The organism is Roseivivax sp. THAF197b (assembly GCF_009363255.1).
Classification (GTDB): Bacteria; Pseudomonadota; Alphaproteobacteria; order Rhodobacterales; family Rhodobacteraceae; genus Roseivivax.
This window is the reverse complement of record NZ_CP045318.1, coordinates 890,879-907,923: the sequence shown is the minus strand read 5'-3', so window position 1 is coordinate 907,923 and position 17,045 is coordinate 890,879. Positions and strand designations below refer to the sequence as shown.

Annotated in this window: 19 protein-coding genes; 10 read left to right on the top strand and 9 right to left on the bottom strand. The window is 66.6% G+C overall.

Annotation, left to right across the window (positions count from 1 at the left end):
* Positions 1 to 74: 74 nt before the first annotated feature.
* Genes FIV09_RS04575 through modA form a run of 6 tightly spaced genes read right to left on the bottom strand, consistent with a single transcriptional unit; the run spans position 75 to position 5,448 of the window.
* Positions 75 to 785: a tRNA (guanosine(46)-N(7))-methyltransferase TrmB gene (locus tag FIV09_RS04575; protein ID WP_152448888.1), complete on the bottom strand. Its 711-nt coding sequence runs from the start codon at positions 783 to 785 to the stop codon at positions 75 to 77.
* A 43-nt stretch (positions 786 to 828) separates the two neighbouring features.
* On the bottom strand, positions 829 to 1,734 hold the full coding sequence (locus FIV09_RS04570; protein WP_371417751.1) for an EamA/RhaT family transporter: 906 nt from the start codon (positions 1,732 to 1,734) through the stop codon (positions 829 to 831).
* A 48-nt stretch (positions 1,735 to 1,782) separates the two neighbouring features.
* Positions 1,783 to 2,844 carry an aldo/keto reductase gene (locus tag FIV09_RS04565; RefSeq protein ID WP_152452353.1) on the bottom strand — a complete coding sequence of 354 codons (1,062 nt, stop codon included), beginning with the start codon at positions 2,842 to 2,844 and terminating at the stop codon, positions 1,783 to 1,785.
* Between the two features lie 46 nt (positions 2,845 to 2,890).
* Positions 2,891 to 3,985 carry a molybdenum ABC transporter ATP-binding protein gene (gene modC / locus FIV09_RS04560; protein WP_152448887.1) on the bottom strand — a complete coding sequence of 365 codons (1,095 nt, stop codon included), beginning with the start codon at positions 3,983 to 3,985 and terminating at the stop codon, positions 2,891 to 2,893.
* Positions 3,982 to 4,689: a molybdate ABC transporter permease subunit gene (gene modB / locus FIV09_RS04555; protein ID WP_152448886.1), complete on the bottom strand. Its 708-nt coding sequence runs from the start codon at positions 4,687 to 4,689 to the stop codon at positions 3,982 to 3,984. The genes modC and modB overlap by 4 nt, the downstream gene beginning before the upstream one ends.
* 15 nt (positions 4,690 to 4,704) lie before the next feature.
* Positions 4,705 to 5,448, bottom strand: a complete 744-nt coding sequence (gene modA / locus FIV09_RS04550; protein WP_216646450.1) for a molybdate ABC transporter substrate-binding protein — start codon at positions 5,446 to 5,448, stop codon at positions 4,705 to 4,707.
* A gap of 177 nt (positions 5,449 to 5,625) precedes the next feature.
* On the opposite strand from modA, the gene FIV09_RS04545 reads away from it, so the two are divergent.
* Both FIV09_RS04545 and metG read left to right on the top strand, forming a co-directional pair.
* Positions 5,626 to 6,231, top strand: a complete 606-nt coding sequence (locus tag FIV09_RS04545; RefSeq protein ID WP_152448884.1) for an ImuA family protein — start codon at positions 5,626 to 5,628, stop codon at positions 6,229 to 6,231.
* 354 nt (positions 6,232 to 6,585) lie between these two features.
* Complete coding sequence (gene metG, locus FIV09_RS04540; protein ID WP_152448883.1) at positions 6,586 to 8,298, top strand: methionine--tRNA ligase; 1,713 nt, start codon at positions 6,586 to 6,588, stop codon at positions 8,296 to 8,298.
* A 125-nt stretch (positions 8,299 to 8,423) separates the two neighbouring features.
* Here metG and FIV09_RS04535 read toward each other — a convergent pair whose 3' ends face one another.
* A complete protein-coding gene (locus FIV09_RS04535) occupies positions 8,424 to 8,858 on the bottom strand; it encodes a peptidylprolyl isomerase (protein WP_152448882.1) in 435 nt (144 codons plus the stop codon).
* A gap of 286 nt (positions 8,859 to 9,144) precedes the next feature.
* Here FIV09_RS04535 and FIV09_RS04530 point away from each other — a divergent pair, with 286 nt between their 5' ends.
* From FIV09_RS04530 to FIV09_RS04520, 3 genes are all read left to right on the top strand, one after another.
* Entirely contained in the window at positions 9,145 to 9,705 is a 561-nt protein-coding gene (locus tag FIV09_RS04530) for a L,D-transpeptidase (protein ID WP_152448881.1), read from the top strand.
* Position 9,706: 1 nt separating this feature from the next.
* Positions 9,707 to 10,921 carry a geranylgeranyl reductase family protein gene (locus tag FIV09_RS04525; RefSeq protein WP_152448880.1) on the top strand — a complete coding sequence of 405 codons (1,215 nt, stop codon included), beginning with the start codon at positions 9,707 to 9,709 and terminating at the stop codon, positions 10,919 to 10,921.
* A 77-nt stretch (positions 10,922 to 10,998) separates the two neighbouring features.
* Positions 10,999 to 11,196, top strand: a complete 198-nt coding sequence (locus FIV09_RS04520) for a hypothetical protein (RefSeq protein ID WP_152448879.1) — start codon at positions 10,999 to 11,001, stop codon at positions 11,194 to 11,196.
* A 172-nt stretch (positions 11,197 to 11,368) separates the two neighbouring features.
* On the opposite strand, the gene FIV09_RS04515 is transcribed toward FIV09_RS04520, so the two are convergent.
* The gene (locus FIV09_RS04515) at positions 11,369 to 11,596 is read right to left on the bottom strand and encodes a hypothetical protein (protein ID WP_152448878.1); all 228 of its coding nucleotides are present in this window, start codon (positions 11,594 to 11,596) and stop codon (positions 11,369 to 11,371) included.
* Positions 11,597 to 11,638: 42 nt separating this feature from the next.
* Here FIV09_RS04515 and FIV09_RS04510 point away from each other — a divergent pair, with 42 nt between their 5' ends.
* Together FIV09_RS04510 and FIV09_RS04505 are read left to right on the top strand one after the other, a co-directional pair.
* The gene (locus FIV09_RS04510) at positions 11,639 to 11,839 is read left to right on the top strand and encodes a hypothetical protein (RefSeq protein WP_152448877.1); all 201 of its coding nucleotides are present in this window, start codon (positions 11,639 to 11,641) and stop codon (positions 11,837 to 11,839) included.
* A 32-nt stretch (positions 11,840 to 11,871) separates the two neighbouring features.
* Positions 11,872 to 12,078, top strand: coding sequence for a cold-shock protein (locus tag FIV09_RS04505; protein WP_152448876.1), 207 nt, complete (start codon positions 11,872 to 11,874; stop codon positions 12,076 to 12,078).
* Between the two features lie 77 nt (positions 12,079 to 12,155).
* On the opposite strand, the gene FIV09_RS04500 is transcribed toward FIV09_RS04505, so the two are convergent.
* Complete coding sequence (locus FIV09_RS04500) at positions 12,156 to 12,860, bottom strand: arylesterase (RefSeq protein WP_152448875.1); 705 nt, start codon at positions 12,858 to 12,860, stop codon at positions 12,156 to 12,158.
* On the opposite strand from FIV09_RS04500, the gene FIV09_RS04495 reads away from it, so the two are divergent.
* From FIV09_RS04495 to FIV09_RS04485, 3 genes are all read left to right on the top strand, one after another.
* Entirely contained in the window at positions 12,859 to 13,563 is a 705-nt protein-coding gene (locus tag FIV09_RS04495; RefSeq protein ID WP_152448874.1) for an ABC transporter ATP-binding protein, read from the top strand. The two genes, FIV09_RS04500 and FIV09_RS04495, sit on opposite strands and share 2 nt — an antisense overlap.
* Entirely contained in the window at positions 13,560 to 16,076 is a 2,517-nt protein-coding gene (locus FIV09_RS04490) for an ABC transporter permease (RefSeq protein WP_152448873.1), read from the top strand. The genes FIV09_RS04495 and FIV09_RS04490 overlap by 4 nt, the downstream gene beginning before the upstream one ends.
* A 69-nt stretch (positions 16,077 to 16,145) precedes the next feature.
* Positions 16,146 to 17,006: an inositol monophosphatase gene (locus FIV09_RS04485; RefSeq protein ID WP_152448872.1), complete on the top strand. Its 861-nt coding sequence runs from the start codon at positions 16,146 to 16,148 to the stop codon at positions 17,004 to 17,006.
* Positions 17,007 to 17,045 lie beyond the last annotated feature (39 nt).

Here is a 17,045-nt window from a genome sequence, read left to right as displayed (position 1 = left end):
CTTTAACAAGCGGGCCGGTCATCGTCCATCGGACTTGCAGGGACCGGCCCTGAAAAGTCGGCGGATTTGGCCGCTCAGCCTTTGCGGAAGGTCAGGTAATGCGGCGTGCGCCCTTCGCGGAGGGCCTTTTCCTCATATCGCGTGCGGGTCCAGTCGGCCCAGGGTTCGCGCCAGTCCCGCGGACCTTCGGCCAGCCACTCGAAGCCTGCCCGCGGCACCTCGACCAGGGTCTGGCGCACGTAATCGGGAATATCCGTCGCCACGCGAAACTCCGCGCCGGGTTTCAGCGCGCGCGCCAGCGGCTCGAGATGTTCGGGCGTGACGAAGCGGCGGCGATGGTGGCGCTTCTTGGGCCAGGGATCGGGATAAAGCAGGAAAGCCTTGTCGAGGCTGTTCTCGGGCAGGACATCGAAGAGATCGCGCGCATCGCCGGGATGGATGCGAACGTTCTGCGCGGGGTTCTCCCGCAGCTTGCCCAGAAGCATCGCCACGCCGTTGATATAGGGCTCGCAGCCAATGAGCCCGACCTCAGGGTTGCCCAGCGCCTGATGCACCAGATGCTCCCCGCCGCCGAAGCCGACCTCGAGCCAGACGGGCTTGCCGCCGAACAAGGCTTGCAGGTCAAGGGGATGGCGGTCGGGATTGACGTCCCATCCGACGGGACCGGGGCTGTAGGCGGCCAGATCCTCGTCGAGATAGGCCTCCTGCGACTTGCGCAGGCCCTTGCCCTTGAAGCGGCCATAGAAATTGCGCCAGGGCGCACCGGAGGGATGTCGTTCACTCATGGCCGCGCGGGATAGCTGCAAGGGGCGCGGGGCGCAACGGGGCTCAGACCGCCGCGACAAGCGCGATGATCGAGACGCACAGGATCGCGATGCCCGCAAGCTCCCGCCGCGTGGCCCGTTCGCGGAAGAACAGCACCGAGGCTGCGAGCGAGAAGATCAGCTCCACCTGTCCCACGGCGAAGACATAGGCCGCGTTCTGCAGCGAGAAGGCCGCGAACCAGCCAAAGGAGCCGCCCACGGATGTGAGGCCAAGCCAGATCCCCTTGGGCCACCAGCGCGCCACCGCGGTGAGCGTCCCTGGCGCTGTCACGCGCAGCCACAGACCCAGCGCGATTGTCTGCATCACCGTCACCGGGGCCAGCGCGAAAAGCGCCCGGCTGACCGGGTCGTCCGCGCCCACCGCCAGCGCAGCACCGCGATAACCCACGCCCGACAGCCCGAAGAAGAGGCCGGAGGCGAGGCCCAGAAGCACCACCCTGAGACCGATCCGCTGCCACCATCGGCCCGTGAGGCCTGGCGTGTCCGACAGGAGCAGAACGCCGACCAACCCCAGGACCATCGCGGCAAGGCCCGCCGCGCTGACCGTCTCGCCGAGGATCAGCCAGCCCACGAGGGCGGTCTGCAGGACCTCGGTCTTCTTCAGCGTGATGCCCACCGCGAAACTGCGATGGGCGAACAGGGCCACCACGCAGATCGTGGCGAGGATCTGCGCCAGCGCGCCCAACGGGGCGTAGATCCAGAACACCGGAGCGAGCGCGCCGGGCGGGCCGCTTCCCGCCGCGGCCCAAAGCGCCGCCGCGACAAGGGCGAAGGGCATCGCATAGGCAAAGCGCGCGAAGCTCGACGCGGTGGCGCTGAGCCCGCCCGCGCTCATCACCTTCTGCAGCATGAAGCGCACCGTCTGGAAGGCGGCTGCCAGAAGGGTGAAGAGGATCCAGGGCTCGATCACGCGGGCACACCTCGAAGACGCCCGCCAGGGCGGAAGAGAGGCGCCGCCTCAGAACGGGAACGGATGCGCCTTGTGGACCGCGTCCAGCGCCGCGAGGCATTCGTCCGACAGCGTCACGTCGATGGCGCCCAGCGCATGATCGAGCTGCGCCAGCGTCGTCGCGCCGAAGATCGACGAGGTCACGAAGGGCCGTCGCGCGGACCAGGCGAAGGCCATCTGCACCGGGTCGAGCCCGAAATCGCGGGCAACCTGCAGATAGGCCTCTGCGGCGACGAAGGCCCGCTCGGTCTTCCGCCCGCCGAGGCCGCCTTCGCCGCCAAAGGAGATATCGACCGCCATCCGGCTGCCCTCGGGCACGGCGCCGTCCTGATACTTGCCCGACAAGAGGCCCGCCGCCAGCGGCGAGTATGGCAGAAAGCCCACCTCTTCGTGCAGCAGCACCTCGGCCAGATCCGTGTCGGCCATCCGGTACATCAGCGAATATTCGTTCTGCACCGCATTCATGCGCGGCAGACCCTCGGCCTCGGCGATGCGGTTCCAGGCCATCGTGCCCCAGGCGCTTTCATTCGACAGGCCCATCGCACGGATCGTGCCCCGATCCACTTCGCGCTGCGCCCAACCCAGCACATCGGCCATGTGCTGGCGCGTCTCGGCGGTGTCCTGGGTCTCGGGCGCAAAGCCCCATTGCTGGCGGAACGCGTAGGAGCCGCGATTGGGCCAATGCAGCTGGTAAAGGTCGATCACATCCGTCTGCAGGCGCTTGAGTGAGGATTCCAGCGCCTCGGTCATCGTCGCGGGGCTGATGGGCGCGCCGTCCCGCACCGCCGCAAGTCCCGCGCCCGACACTTTCGTGGCCACGATCCATTCGTGCCGCTTGCCGGATTTCGCGAACCAGTTGCCCAGGATCTCCTCGGTGCGGCCCACCGTCTCCGCGCGAACGGGGTTCACCGGGTACATCTCGGCGGCATCCATGAAATTGAGGCCCGCCGCGGCGGCATGCTCGATCTGTGCATGGGCCGTGGCCTCGTCGGTCTGGTTGCCGAAGGTCATGGTGCCAAGGCAGAACTCGGTCACATCGAGGCCGGACCGGCCCAGGGGTTTCTTTGTCACGGACATGGGAAGACTCCTTCTTTGGGCGTCTTCCTAAAGGCTCGGATCAGACCCGCAAGCCCCGACCGACATCGACGGGCGCGACTGCCACCGATTTCATCACCGCGAAACAGCCCCGCCCTTCGCACAGGCCCAGCGCATCGGCAGAGCGGCGGGTCACACGGGCGAGGATCGTGTCGTCGCCCACCGCAAGCTGCGCAATCATGCCGGGCCCCTCGCCCGGCCGCAGCCCCGTGATCGTCGCGGGCAGGATATTCAGCGCGGACAGGCCCGCGGGCCGTTCGGTCGCGATGATCACGTCCTGCGCGAGGACGCGCACGCGGAGCCGCGTGCCCGGCTCCGCCCCGATCCGCGGCAGCCAGAGCGTGCCGCCAGACACCGCAAGTTCTGTCAGCCCGTCCGCACCGTGCCCTGCCACGCGTGCGGGCAGGACCGCGCCCGCCTCGCGCAGGCCCATGACCGGCACGAGGTCCGGGTCGGACAGCAGCGCCTCGGCGGAGCCCGCTTTCAGAACGCGGCCGCGCTCCAGCACCACGAGATGCGTGGCCAGCCGCGCCACCTCGGACAGGTTGTGACTGACATAGAGAATGGGCAGCCCGGTCTCGGCCTGCAGACGTTCGAGATAGGGCAGGATATCCGCCTTGCGCGGCGCGTCGAGCGCGGCCAGCGGCTCATCCATCAGAAGCATGCGCGGCTCCGACAGCAGCGCGCGCCCGATCGCCACGCGCTGCGCCTCGCCGCCCGACAGCGCTCCGGGCCGCCGCGCGAGCAGATCCTCGAGCCCCAGAAGCGCCACGATCCGGTCCATCGCGCCGGTGCCCTTCAAGCCGCGCGCACGCCGTCCATAGGCGAGGTTCTGACGGATATCGAGATGCGGAAACAGGCGGCTGTCCTGAAAGACATAGCCCACCCGGCGCCGATGAACCGGCACGGAGCGCCGCGCCGCCCCGTCGAACAGCACCTCATCCTCCAGCGTGATCCGCCCGGCATCGGGGCGCATCAGCCCCGCAACCGCGTTCACCACGGATGTCTTGCCCGACCCCGAGCGTCCGAACAGGACGGTCACCCCCTCCGGCGCCTCGAAGCGCACGTCGAGCGCGAATTCACCAAGACGTTTCTGAATGGCCACGGAGAGCGTCATCGTCCGGCCACCCGCTTGGCGGCCCGCCGGGCCAGCACCTCTGACAAGGCCAGCGCGCCCATGGCAATACCGATGGACACGAGGACCAGCGTCATCGCCGCATCCTCGCCACCCGGCACCTGCAGGAAGGCATAGATGGCCGAGGGCAGCGTCTGGGTCTCGCCGGGGATGTTGGCGACGAAGGTGATCGTCGCGCCGAACTCGCCCATGGCCTTGGCAAAGGACAGGACCGCCCCCGCGATCACGCCGGGCAGGATCAGCGGCAAGGTCACGGTCAGAAAGACCCGAAGGCGCGAAGCCCCCAAAGTTGCCGCGGCCTCCTCAAGTCCCGGATCGACCGCCTCGAGTGCCAGACGGATCGCCCGCACCAGAAGCGGGAAGGCCATGATCGCCGCGGCCAGCGCCGCCCCCGTCCAGCGAAAGGCCAGCGTGACCCCGAAAACCTCATAAAGCACCGATCCGAACGGCCCTTGCCGTCCGAACCCCAGAAGCAGCAGGTAGCCCGTCACCACCGGCGGCAGGATCAGCGGCAGATGCACCAGACCGTTCAGAATACCGCGCCCCGGAAACGGCACACGCGCCAGGATATAGGCCACGGCCACGCCTGCGGGCAGCGCCGCGATGGTCGCCCAGAACGCCACTTTCAGCGACAGCCGCACCGCCTGCCACGCCTCGGGCCCCAATGTCTGCGCGAGTGTTTCCATGAATCCCCGATTACCTCACTCGGGCGGCGCGGCAAAGCCATGCGCCTCGAAGATTGCGCGCGCCTCGGGGCCTTGCAACCACTCAAGAAACGCCGCGGCCGCCTCGGGCGCGCGCGCCTCCTGCAAAAGGGCGGCGGGATAGCGGATCTCGGGATGCGCGCTTTCCGGAATCTCTGCCACGATCCGCACACGCGGCTCCGCGGCGGCATCGCTGGCATAGACCACGCCGAGCGGTGCCTCACCAAGCGCCACCAGCGCCAGTGCCGCGCGCACATTGTCCGCCTCGACCCGGCGCGGCGCGAGGGCGTCCCACAGGCCCAGCGTCTCGAAGGCGGCCTTGGCATAGAGCCCCGCTGGCACCGCATCGCTCAGCGCCATCGCAAGGCGCCCCTCGGCGCCAAGCCGGTCCAGAAGGGCCGCGTCCGTGAGCGCCACCTGCCCATCGCCGCCACCATACGCAGGCGCGATCAGGACAAGCCGGTTGGCCAGAAGCGTGACCCGCGTCTCCGCCTGGACATGCCCGCGCGCCTCCAGCCAATCCATCCAGCCGGGATTGGCCGACAGGAACAGATCCGCAGGCGCACCCCGGTCGATCTGCCGGGCCAGAAGCGACGAGCCCGCAGGCGCGATCCGCACGCTGTGCCCGCTTGCCGCTTCGAAACCCGCCGCCGCCTCGGCCAGCGCGTCGCGCGTGGAGGCGGCGGCAAAGACGGTGATCTCTGCCGCGTCCGCCTGCCGCGCCAGGCCTGCAAAACTCATTAAGCCTGCAAGAAAAATAAGCAGGGTCAGTCGCATGGCGGTGCCGTCCTTCCGGGTAGAGGCCTCTCGACGCTCAGGGGTGGCATGCCGCCGCCCGCCCCACAAGCCCGCTTTGATCGCAGGTCCGCTCTGCACGGGCGCCTTGAGAACAAATAGCGAACGCGTTATATCCAGGATATGGTAGAGACGGTCGACACGCTTCTGACACGCGCGCCGCAGAAGGCCGCGCCCGCCATCGCGCTGACCGGGGAGATTTCCCTGCGCGAAGGCCGCGTGCATGAAATCTGCGGGCGCGCCCGGCTGCGCTTCGCGCTGGAGGTTGCAGGCCGGACCCAGGGCTCGGTGATCTGGATCGCCCCGCCCGGCGGCTCGGGGCTCAATCCCTGCGGCATGCACGGCATCTGCGATCCCGCGCGGCTTCTCTTCATTGCCGCCCCGCGCGAGATCGACCGCCTCTGGGCGCTCGAGGAAACCTTGCGCGCGGGCGCCGTGGCGCTGGCCGTGGCAGACCTGACCGAAGCGCCGGGCCTCACGCCGGTGCGGCGGCTGCAACTGGCCGCGGAGGCGGGCACCACGCGCGAGGCCCGGCCCACGGGGCTTCTCCTGACACCGGGTGCGGGCGGGGCCGCAGGCATCGAAAGCCGGTGGCAAAGCGAGCCGGATCACGCCCCGGGCTGCGACCGCTGGCGCGTGACGCGGCTGCGCGCCCGCATGGCCCCGCCCGCCGCCTGGACGCTGCGCGCCGAGGCCTCGACGCTGCACAGTAGCCCTGTTCCGGTCTGACCAAGCGGACGGTCCATCCGCCCCCCACACCCATTGCCGACCCTGCGGCCGGAACAATGCGACTTGTTCCCCGCATCGGACCCCGCATTCCACCACCCTGAGCGCGCCTACGGCACGAAAGCGCGCCCGACAGACCTTCACCTTTCCAAAACAACGCCCGGGGTGAATTGGCCGCAAGGCGGCCAAGAGGGGCCGCGCCCCTCGCATGCGCGATGATCGGCACGATCAGCGCGCCAGGGATGCGCGGGCGGCACGCCCGCCCCGCCGGATCGGCTTGCGGCCACTGGCCCCCGGCCCGGCGATGGTCTAAATGGCGCCAAACGCTCCCGCACCCGACAATGCAAGGCAGGCGCCATGGCCCGACATCTCATCACCTCCGCGATCCCCTATATCAACGGGATCAAGCATCTGGGCAATCTCGTGGGCTCGCAGCTGCCGGCCGACCTCTTTGCCCGCTACCAGCGCGCGCGCGGCCATGAGGTGCTGTTCCTTTGCGCCACCGACGAGCACGGCACGCCTGCCGAGCTGGCCGCCAAGAAAGCAGGCCAGCCCGTCGCGCAATATTGCGCCGAGATGCACGAGACCCAGGCCCGGATCGCCGAAGGCTTCCGCCTCTCCTTCGATCATTTCGGCCGCTCCTCCTCGCCGCAGAACCACGCGCTCACGCAGCATTTCGCGGGCGTTCTGGCCGAGCGTGGCCTGATCCGCGAGGTTTGCGAGACGCAGATGTACTCGCCCACCGACGGGCGCTACCTGCCCGACCGCTATATCGAGGGCACCTGCCCCAATTGCGGCTTCGAGGATGCGCGCGGCGATCAATGCGACAATTGCACCAAGCAGCTCGATCCCGTCGACCTGATCAATCCGCGCTCGGTGATCTCGGGCGCCACCGATCTGGAGATGCGCGAGACCAAGCATCTCTACCTCTGCCAAAGCCAGATGAAGGACGAGCTCGAAGCCTGGATCGACAGCAAGGGCGACTGGCCGGTCCTTACCACGTCGATCGCCAAGAAATGGCTCAATGACGGGGACGGGCTGCAGGACCGGGGCATCACCCGCGATCTCGACTGGGGCATTCCCGTCAAGCGCGGCAATGAGGACTGGCCCGGCATGGAGGGCAAGGTCTTCTATGTCTGGTTCGACGCGCCCATCGAATACATCGCCTCCGCCCAGGAATGGGTCGATGCGGGCAAGGGCGACGATTGGCAGCGCTGGTGGCGCACCGACAAGGGCGCGGACGACGTGCGCTATACGCAGTTCATGGGCAAGGACAACGTGCCGTTCCACACGCTCTCCTTCCCCGCGACGATCCTGGGAAGCCAGGAGCCGTGGAAGCTCGTCGATTACATCAAGTCGTTCAACTATCTGAACTATGAGGGCGGGCAATTCTCCACCTCGCGCGGGCGCGGCGTCTTCATGGATCAGGCACTCGAGATCCTGCCTGCCGATTACTGGCGCTGGTGGCTTCTGAGCCATGCGCCCGAAAGCTCGGACGCGGAATTCACTTGGGAGAATTTCCAGAGCTCGGTGAACAAGGATCTCGCGGATGTGCTGGGCAATTTCGCCTCCCGCGTCACCAAGTTCTGCCGCTCCAAGTTCGGCGAGCAGGTGCCCGAAGGCGGCACCTTCACCGAGCGGGAAACCGCGCTGGTCTCGGCCTTGCAGGAGAAACTCGCCGAGTACGAACGCCAGATGGAAGCGATGGAGGTCCGCAAATCGGCGATGACCCTGCGCGCGATCTGGGTGCTGGGCAACGAATACCTGCAGGAAGCCGCACCCTGGTCCACCTTCAAGGAAGACCCCGAGACCGCCGCGATGCAGATTCGGTTGGGGCTGAACCTGATCCGGCTCTATGCGGTGCTGTCACAGCCCTTCATCCCGGATGCCTCGGCGCAACTTCTGGAAGCGATGGGCGATCCGGAGGCCGCTTGGCCCGGTGATGTGGATGCAGACCTGCAGGCCCTGCCCGCGGGCCACGCCTTCACCGTGCCGGACGTGACCTTCCGCAAGATCACCGATGCCGAGCGTGAGGATTGGCAGACCCGGTTCTCGGGCAAGCGCGACTGAACGGGCGCAGTGGTGGGTTTTCACCCACCCTACGGGGATGACATGTAGGGTGGGTGAAAACCCACCACGCCGAAACAAAAAGGCCGGGCACCTTGCCCGGCCTTTCTGCATGGAGCAAGCTCCGATCAGGCGGCCTTGATGTCCACAAGCTCGATCGCGAAGTTCAGATCCTTGCCCGCGAGCGGATGGTTCGCATCGAGCGTCACTTCCGCTTCGGTGACTTCCGCCACCATGACCGGCATCACTTCGCCGGTGGGCGTCTGCACCTGAAGCTGCGTGCCGATATCGAGCGGGATTTCCGCCGGAATCTGTTCGCGCGGGACGGTCTGCATCGCCGCGTCCTGACGCTGGCCGTATGCTTCATCCGCAGGAATCTCGACAGTCTTCTTCTCGCCGACGGTCATGCCGGGAAGCGCCTTGTCGAGGCCGGGAATGATCTGGCCGGAGCCCACGGTAAACTCGAGCGGGTCGCGCCCGTCGCTCGAATCGAAGGTCGAGCCGTCATTCAGCGTGCCGGTATAATGAATCGAAACGGTGTCGCCGGTTTTCACCTCGGTCATGACATATCCAATCTGTCTGGGAATGGGTTGGTTCGGAGGCCGCGCCGCACGCGGGTTCTCATGATCCCGTCATAGGTACGCATTCGAGCGGTAAATTGCAAAGGGTCCGGCCTTTTCCGGCCAAACCTCTTCAAAAATCGCCCGTTTGACCTCATTTTGAGCATCAAGAACGGGGAATGACAGTGTTGCCGCCGGGTCATCACCCGGCGATCACGCGTCTGTCAGAGGTTGCGCTCGGCGCCCGCCCCCGAACAATTGCAATCCTGCTCGTTTCGAAAGGTCTGCCATGTTTAACCGTCGTACATTTCTTGCCGCGTCCGCGGCAACGCTTGCCGCGCCGGCCATCGCCCGCGCCCAAGGTTTTCAGATTGATCCCATCTACACGCCGCAAACCGTGCGGGTGAAATCCTCGCTCGCGCCGCAACAGATCATCGTGCTGCCGCGCGCGCATTTCCTTTACTACGTCGAAGCGCCGGGCCAGGCGCGCCGCTACGGCGTGGGCGTCGGCAAGGCCGGGCTCGAATTCTCGGGCGAGGCCGTGATCCAGGTGAAGAAGGAATGGCCCACCTGGCGTCCCACCAACGAGATGATCGAGCGTGAGCCCAACACCTATGCCCGCTTCAAGGACAACGATTACGTCCAGCCCGGCGGGCCGGGCAATCCGCTGGGGGCACGCGCGCTGTACTTGTTCCAGAACGGGCGCGACACCTTCTACCGCATCCACGGCACGACCAGCCCGTCCTCGATCGGCCGCTCGGTCTCGAATGGCTGCATCCGGATGATCAACGACCACGTGATCGACCTCTATAACCGCGTGCCGACGGGAACCAAGGTGACCGTCGCTTGAGATGCCTTCCCCGCGCCGCTTTGACCTGATCGTCGTCGGCGCGGGACCGGCCGGCAGCGCCGCGGCTGCAACCGCGGCCCGCGCGGGCCTCTCCGTCGCCCTTGTCGACAAATGCGACTTCCCCCGGCACAAATTATGCGGCGGGGGATTTACCGGGCGCGCGATGAAAGCCTTCCGCGCAGCCTTCGCGCAGGACGCCCCCGAAGCGCCCTACCTGACCGCGACATCGGTGTCTTTCGGCGCGTTCGGCCGCGAGATCGGGCGCTATGACGACGTGCCCCCCATCCATATGGCGATGCGCCAGACGCTGGACGCGGCCCTGTTCAAGGCGGCGACCGACGCCGGAGCCGCTCCGTTCACCGGCACCGCCCCGCGGGATATCGACGTATCGGAGCCTGCGCTGACCTTGGGCGATTTGCGCCTGTCGGCCACGGTCATGATCGGAGCCGATGGCGTCTCGAGCGGTGTCGCGCGTGCGCTTTATGGTCGCCCCTTCCATCCCAAACAGATCGGGTTCGCATTGGAGGCGGAGTTTCCCCCTTCTACCGCGCCTGACGCGCCTACCGAGGCCTCCGATCCCGTGGTGCGGATCGATTTCGGCGCGGCGGATTGGGGGTATGGCTGGGTGTTCCCCAAGACCTGCGGGACCACCGTGGGCGTGGGCGGGGTGCATACCCGCAACCCCGACATGAAGGCGCAGATGACGCGCTATCTCGATGGCTCGGGACATCCACGCGATGTGCGAATCAAGGGGCAATACCTGCCCTTCGGTGCGCCCCGCCGCGTGCCGGGTCGGAACCGTGTCCTTCTCGCGGGCGATGCCGCCGGGCTTGTCGATCCGATCACCGGCGAAGGCATCGCCTATGCACTGATTTCGGGGCGAATCGCGGCCGAGGCTGCGACTGCGGCGCTCAGGGCGGGCGCGCCCGACACGGCGCTTGCGCGCTATCGCAAGGGTTTGCGCCCGACTTATCGCGCGATTGGCCATGCCCGCCTTATTCGACCGCTTTTGTTCCAGCCGCGCCTGCGGGACGGCTTCATAGCCAGCTTCCAGCGCTCCGAAACGCTCAAGCACGATTACCTGCGGATGCTGGCCGGTGAGACAGAATATGCCGATATCTCGCGGAAATTGGTGGCGCGCTTGCCCCGTCATTTCTGGCGTGCCATCACACTCTCACGCAGCGAACGGCCAGACATCGCCCCACCGCTGCCCTGATTTGGCCCGATTTGGCGCCATTAGTGAGTGTGTGATCCATCGACCGATATCATTGAACACCGGAAAGGGCGCCTGACATGATGATTCTCGCATTGATCGGCAGCAGCTTTTTCGGCGGACTCGCAGCCCTGTTCGGCGTCATCGGACTTGATATGGGCGTCGGGGCCGCATTCGCGCTCTATATCGGCATTGCCATGGCAGGCGTCGCACTTGCGCTGATCGCCCAGATGGGCCGCCAGGCAGAGCCTGAGATGGATGTCTCCCGCGCTCATTGAGCGTCAGCCACTTTCTGCAAAGCGCAGCCGATTTTGCGCCGCGCGCCCTGCATTCACGCAGTTTAGTCAGTCGGAACCGAAACCGCCAAGTCGGACACTCCGCGCATGAAAAACCCCGGCACCATCACGGTCCGGGGCTTCTTGTCTTGCGAATATGCGCCTGCGCGCAGGATCAGTTGAGATAGAAGATCAGGAGAATCGGCACGATCCCGATCGCTGCGATGTTGAACAGCATCGCCGCATGTGCCGCTTTTTGCAGCAGCGGGTTTTCGTCGAAGACATTTTTCGTGGCAAACGCCGCATAAGCGAGCGCGGATGCCTGCCCGGCTTCGACCTGATGGCTCCGCTCCAGCAGTACCTTCTTGGCTTCATACCGCTCAAGCATTTCGGATCGCGTCATTTTTTGGCTCCTGTCGGGTGCGTCTGTGTTCCAGAGGCAGACATGGCGCGCGCGGGGCGCAAAACAAGAAAAATCCCCCGCAGCCAACGCAATTTTGCCTGCGGCGAGATGGACGAGATTTTTTCTTGCGCAAAACGCCCAGAATCGATGAGCATCTTACTGCTACGTTACGATATCTATCCTGCTCCTTCGACCAAGGCACAGTCATACGATGTCAACGATTATGCCGATCTGCCGCAATGATGCGGGCAGCTACAATTGGGAGAAGCGAGACAATGGCCACGGGCACCGTCAAATGGTTCAACACCACCAAGGGATACGGCTTCATCGCGCCGGATACCGGCGGAAAGGACATCTTCGTCCACATCTCGGCGGTAGAACGGTCGGGACTGACCGGCCTCGCCGATAACCAGAAGGTGAAGTACGAATTGCAGACCGGCCGCGACGGTCGGGAATCCGCAGTCGATCTCGAACTGGCCTGAGAGACCGAAGGCCGGTTGTTAAAGTGTATCAAGGCGTCCGGTCGCGGGCGCCTTTTTTGCTTTGGGCGTGTCTCGCGTCAGCTGTCTGCGCCGCCCTGCTCCAGCAATTCGGCAACGCTCGGCCCCATATCCTCTACGATGCGCGTTACCCCTTCGGCCGAGGGGTGAATGCCGTCCGGCTGCATGAAGCGGGCCATGTCCTGAGGCTGGTCGCCCTCGCTCTCGCGTAGACCCGCGAAGAATTCCGGGTAGAACAGCGTGTCGTATTCTTCGGACAATTCGACATAAAGCGCGTCGAACGCGGCCTTGTAGTCGGGGCCGTAATTGGACGGCGCGATCATCCCCACCAGAAGGACGGGCAGATCGCGGCCCTGCGCCACTTCGAGAATGCCATCGAGATTGGCGCGCGCCGTCTCGGGCGCGATGCCCCGCAACAGATCGTTGCCGCCAAGCGCCACGATCATCGCGTCCGTCTCGTCGGACAGGGACCATTCGACGCGGGAGAGCCCGCCTGCCGTGGTGTCGCCCGAGACGCCCGCATTCACGACCTCGACATCGTATCCTTCCGCATCGAGCCAGGCCTGCAAGGTCGGCACGAAGCCTTCGCCCTGCGGCAGCCCATAGCCCTGGGTCAGCGAATCCCCGAGCGCCACCAACTCCAGCGTCTCCGCATGTGCGGCGCTGCACAGCAGCATCAGCGCGGCGCATGCGTTGATCGGCGCGCGGGTCGCCCCATATCTGAACGACGTCAACGAATTGAAGCAGCGGGTATTGCGCGACATGGTCACTCCTTCGGAAGCGGTGCTTTCTCTTAAAGATGTCACCCTCAGCCTCAGCGGCAATGCCGGGATGGTCGAGATCCTACATGGCATCTCTCTCGACGTGCGCAAGGGCGAGACGCTCGGCATGATCGGACCGTCCGGGTCGGGCAAATCGTCGCTGCTGATGGTCATGGGCGGGCTGGAGCGCGCGACCTCGGGCTCCGTGCAGGCACTTGGGCAGGACCTGACCGCGATGGACGAGGATGGCTTGGCCAAGTTCCGACGCAATCACATGGGTGTCGTGTTCCAGTCCTTCCACCTGATCCCCACCATGACCGCCTTAGAGAACGTCGCGACGCCGCTCGAGCTTGCGGGCGACAAGGACGCCTTCGACAAGGCCCGCGCCGAGCTTGACGCCATCGGGATCGGTCACCGTGCCGATCACTATCCCGCGCAGATGTCGGGCGGCGAACAGCAGCGTGTGGCACTGGCCCGCGCCGCCGCCCCCCGGCCCGAGATCCTGCTGGCCGACGAGCCCACGGGCAACCTCGATGGCGTCAACGGCGAGGCGATCATGGACATGCTCTTCGGTCTGCGCGACCGCCATGGCGCAACGCTGGTACTGGTCACGCACGCGCCCGCCCTCGCCGATCGCTGCGACCGGGTCGTCACCCTGACCGATGGTCGCGTGAAGAAAGACGCCATGGTCGAGGCCGCGGAATGAGCTTTCGGACAGCGGCGACCTTCGCCAAACGCGAATTGCGCGGGGGCCTCAAGGGCTTCCGCATCTTTCTGGCCTGCCTCGCTCTGGGCGTCGCGGCCATTGCCGGGGTCGGCTCGGTCCGCTCTGCGATTCAGGCGGGGCTCGAGGATCAGGGCGCTGTGCTTCTGGGCGGCGATGCGGAGGCGCAATTCACCTACCGCTACGCCACCGAGAACGAACGCGCTTGGATGGAAAGCGTGTCGACCGCCCTGTCGGAGGTCGTGGATTTCCGCTCCATGGCCGTGGTCGGGGAAGGCGAGCAAGCAGAGCGGGGCCTGACCCAGATCAAAGCCGTGGACGACGCCTATCCGCTTCTGGGCGAGATGGTGCTGGAGCCCGCCATGCCCCTGCCCGACGCGCTCGCAGGCGATGGCGCGGTGATGGCGCCGATCCTCGCGGACCGTCTGGGCATCGCCCCCGGTGACACGTTCCGGCTGGGCACCAAAAGCTTCACCCTGTCCGCCCTGATCGAGACGGAGCCCGACGATGCAGGCGGCGGTTTCGATCTCGGGCCGCGCACCATGGTGCGCACGGAAGCGTTGGATGGCGCGGGCCTACTGGAAGCGGGCACCCTGTTCGAGACGGAATACCGCATGCTCCTGCCCGAGGAGACGAACCTCGACGCGGTCAAGCGCGAGGCCGAGGAGCGGTACCGCGATGCCGGCATCCGCTGGCGCGACTCGCGCAACGGCGCGCCCGGCACGGCCCGGTTCGTGGACCGATTGGGCGGCTTCCTCGTGCTGGTGGGCCTATCGGGCCTTGCCGTGGGCGGCATCGGCGTGTCGGCGGCGGTGCGCGCCTATCTCTCGCGCAAGACCTCCGTGATTGCCACGCTGCGCACGCTCGGTGCCACGCGGCAGACGATCTTTCTGACCTATTTCATCCAGGTGGGCGTGCTGGCGCTTCTGGGCATCGCCATCGGGCTGGTGCTGGGCGCCGGCGTGCCGATGCTGTTCGCACCGCTCATCTCGGACGCGCTTCCAGTGCCGACGCTGTTCATGCTGCACCCCGCCCCGCTGATCGAGGCGGCGATCTACGGTGTGCTGACGGCCCTTCTCTTCACGCTCTGGCCGCTTGCCCGGACCGAAGAGGTCCGTGCGGCCACGCTCTTCCGCGATGCGCTCGACTCGGCGCGCGCGCTGCCTGCGGGGCGCTACCTGATTGCGACGGCAGCACTTCTGATCATCCTTGTCGCCGTGGCGATGACCTTCTCGGGCGATGCGGAACTGACGCTCTGGACGGCGGGCGGCATCCTCGGCTCGCTGATCATCCTTGTTGGCGCGGCCTTCCTCATCCGTCTCGTCGCGAAGAAAGCCACCCGCCCCGCGCGCGGCAGACCGGCCCTACGCTGGGCGCTCGGCTCCATCGGGGGCCCGCGCGAGGAGGCATCGTCGGTCGTGCTGTCGTTGGGCCTCGGCCTCGCCGTGCTGGCCGCCATCGGCCAGATCGACGGCAACCTGCGCGCGGCCATCGACCGGGATCTGCCGGAAGTCGCGCCCTCCTACTTCTTCGTCGACATCCAGAAGGACCAGATGGAGACCTTCCTCGATATCGTCGAGAGCGATCCCGCCGTCAGCCGGGTGGACAGCGCGCCGATGCTGCGCGCCGTCATCACCGAGATCAACGGCCAGCCCGCAACCGAAGTTGCAGGCGATCACTGGGTCATTCGCGGCGACCGGGGCATCACCTATGCCGCCCAGCCCGACAGCCGCACGCGTATCGTCGCTGGCGAATGGTGGCCCGAGGATTACGACGGCCCGCCGCAGATCAGCTTCGCCGAGGAAGAGGCGATGGAACTCGGCCTGTCGCTGGGCGATGATATCACGGTAAACATCCTCGGCCGCGACATCACCGCCGAGATCACGTCCTTTCGCGTGGTGGATTTCTCGACCGCCGGGATCGGCTTCGTGATGACGATGAACCCCGCCGCGGTCGAGGCCGCACCGCATACCTTCATCTCCACTGTCTATGCGGAGGCCAGCGACGAGGCCCGTGTTCTGCGCGAGGTCGCCGAGGCGCTGCCCAACGTGACCGCGATCGGCGTGCGCGACGCCATCGACCGCGTGTCGGAACTTCTGGACGGCGTGGCCGAGGCCGTGCGCTGGGGCGCGGCGGCCACGCTCGTCACGGGTTTCCTGGTGCTGATCGGGGCCGCCGCGGCAGGCGAGCAGGCCCGCACATACGAGGCCGCCGTCCTGAAGACGCTGGGTGCCACGCGTGGGCGCATCCTGTCGAGCTTCGCGCTCCGCTCCGCGCTTCTGGGCGCGGGTGCGGGCGTCGTGGCCATCGTTGCGGGGATCCTGGGCGGCTGGGCCGTGTCCACCTTCCTGATGGAGACCGCCTATGCGGTGGTCTGGCCCTCGGCGCTCGGTATCGTGCTGGGCGGGCTCTTGGCGACGCTGCTCGCGGGGCTCTTCTTCGCCTGGCGGCCGCTTGCCATCCGACCCGCTCAGGTCCTGCGCGCGCGGGAATGACGGAGCAATGGCTTGGCAGCGCCGCCCGCGCGGCGTAGGCGGAGGCATGTTCGTTTGAGGGGAAGACATATGTCCGATTCGTTGCCGATGACCGTGACCACCCTGACCCGCGCGCAGAAGAGACAGGTCCTCAACCTCGTCCGCCGCGCCGCCCGGGCCGAAATCCTGCCGCGCTTTCGCGATCTCGCGCCCGGCGATATAGCCACCAAGACCGGGCCGCAGGACCTCGTGACCGAAGCGGACCGCGCCGCCGAGGCGATGATCACGCGCGGATTGCAGCAGATGTTCCCGCATGCGCTGATCGTCGGCGAGGAAGCCGTGTCGGACCATCCCGATATCGAGAAGGGCCTGCCCGACGCCGAACTGGCCTTCACGGTCGATCCGGTGGACGGCACCTGGAACTACGCCAACGGCATCGCGACCTTCGGCGTGATCGTCGCCGTGGCGCGCTACGGCGTGCCGGTCTTCGGGCTGCATTACGACCCGGTCATGGACGATTGCATCTGGGCCGATAGCGATGGGGCCGCGGAATTCGTCAAGGGCCGCCGCGCGCCCCGAAAGGTGCAGGTGAGTGAAGGCGGAGCCATTGAGGATATCTCGGGCTTCGTCGGTCTGAAATTGCTGCCCGACGACAAGCAGGACGCGATGGCCGCGACCTTTCCCAAGTTGCGCCGCGCGCTGAACCTGCGCTGCGCCTGCCACGAATACCGCGTCTTCGCGCAAGGCGGCGTCGATTTCGTGCTGGCCTCGAAGCTCACGCCCTGGGACCACACCGCCGCGAGCCTGATCGCCGCCCGTGCCGGGGGCCATGTGGCAATGCTCGACGGTTCGGAATACCGCGCTGGCATGCGCGACGGCTACCTGCTGGCAGCCTCGAACCAGAAGACATGGATGGCGCTCCGGGACCTCTGGTCGTTCCTGGTGGAGTGACCATCCTCTGCGATCTCGCGAGAGAAAAAACGCCCCGGC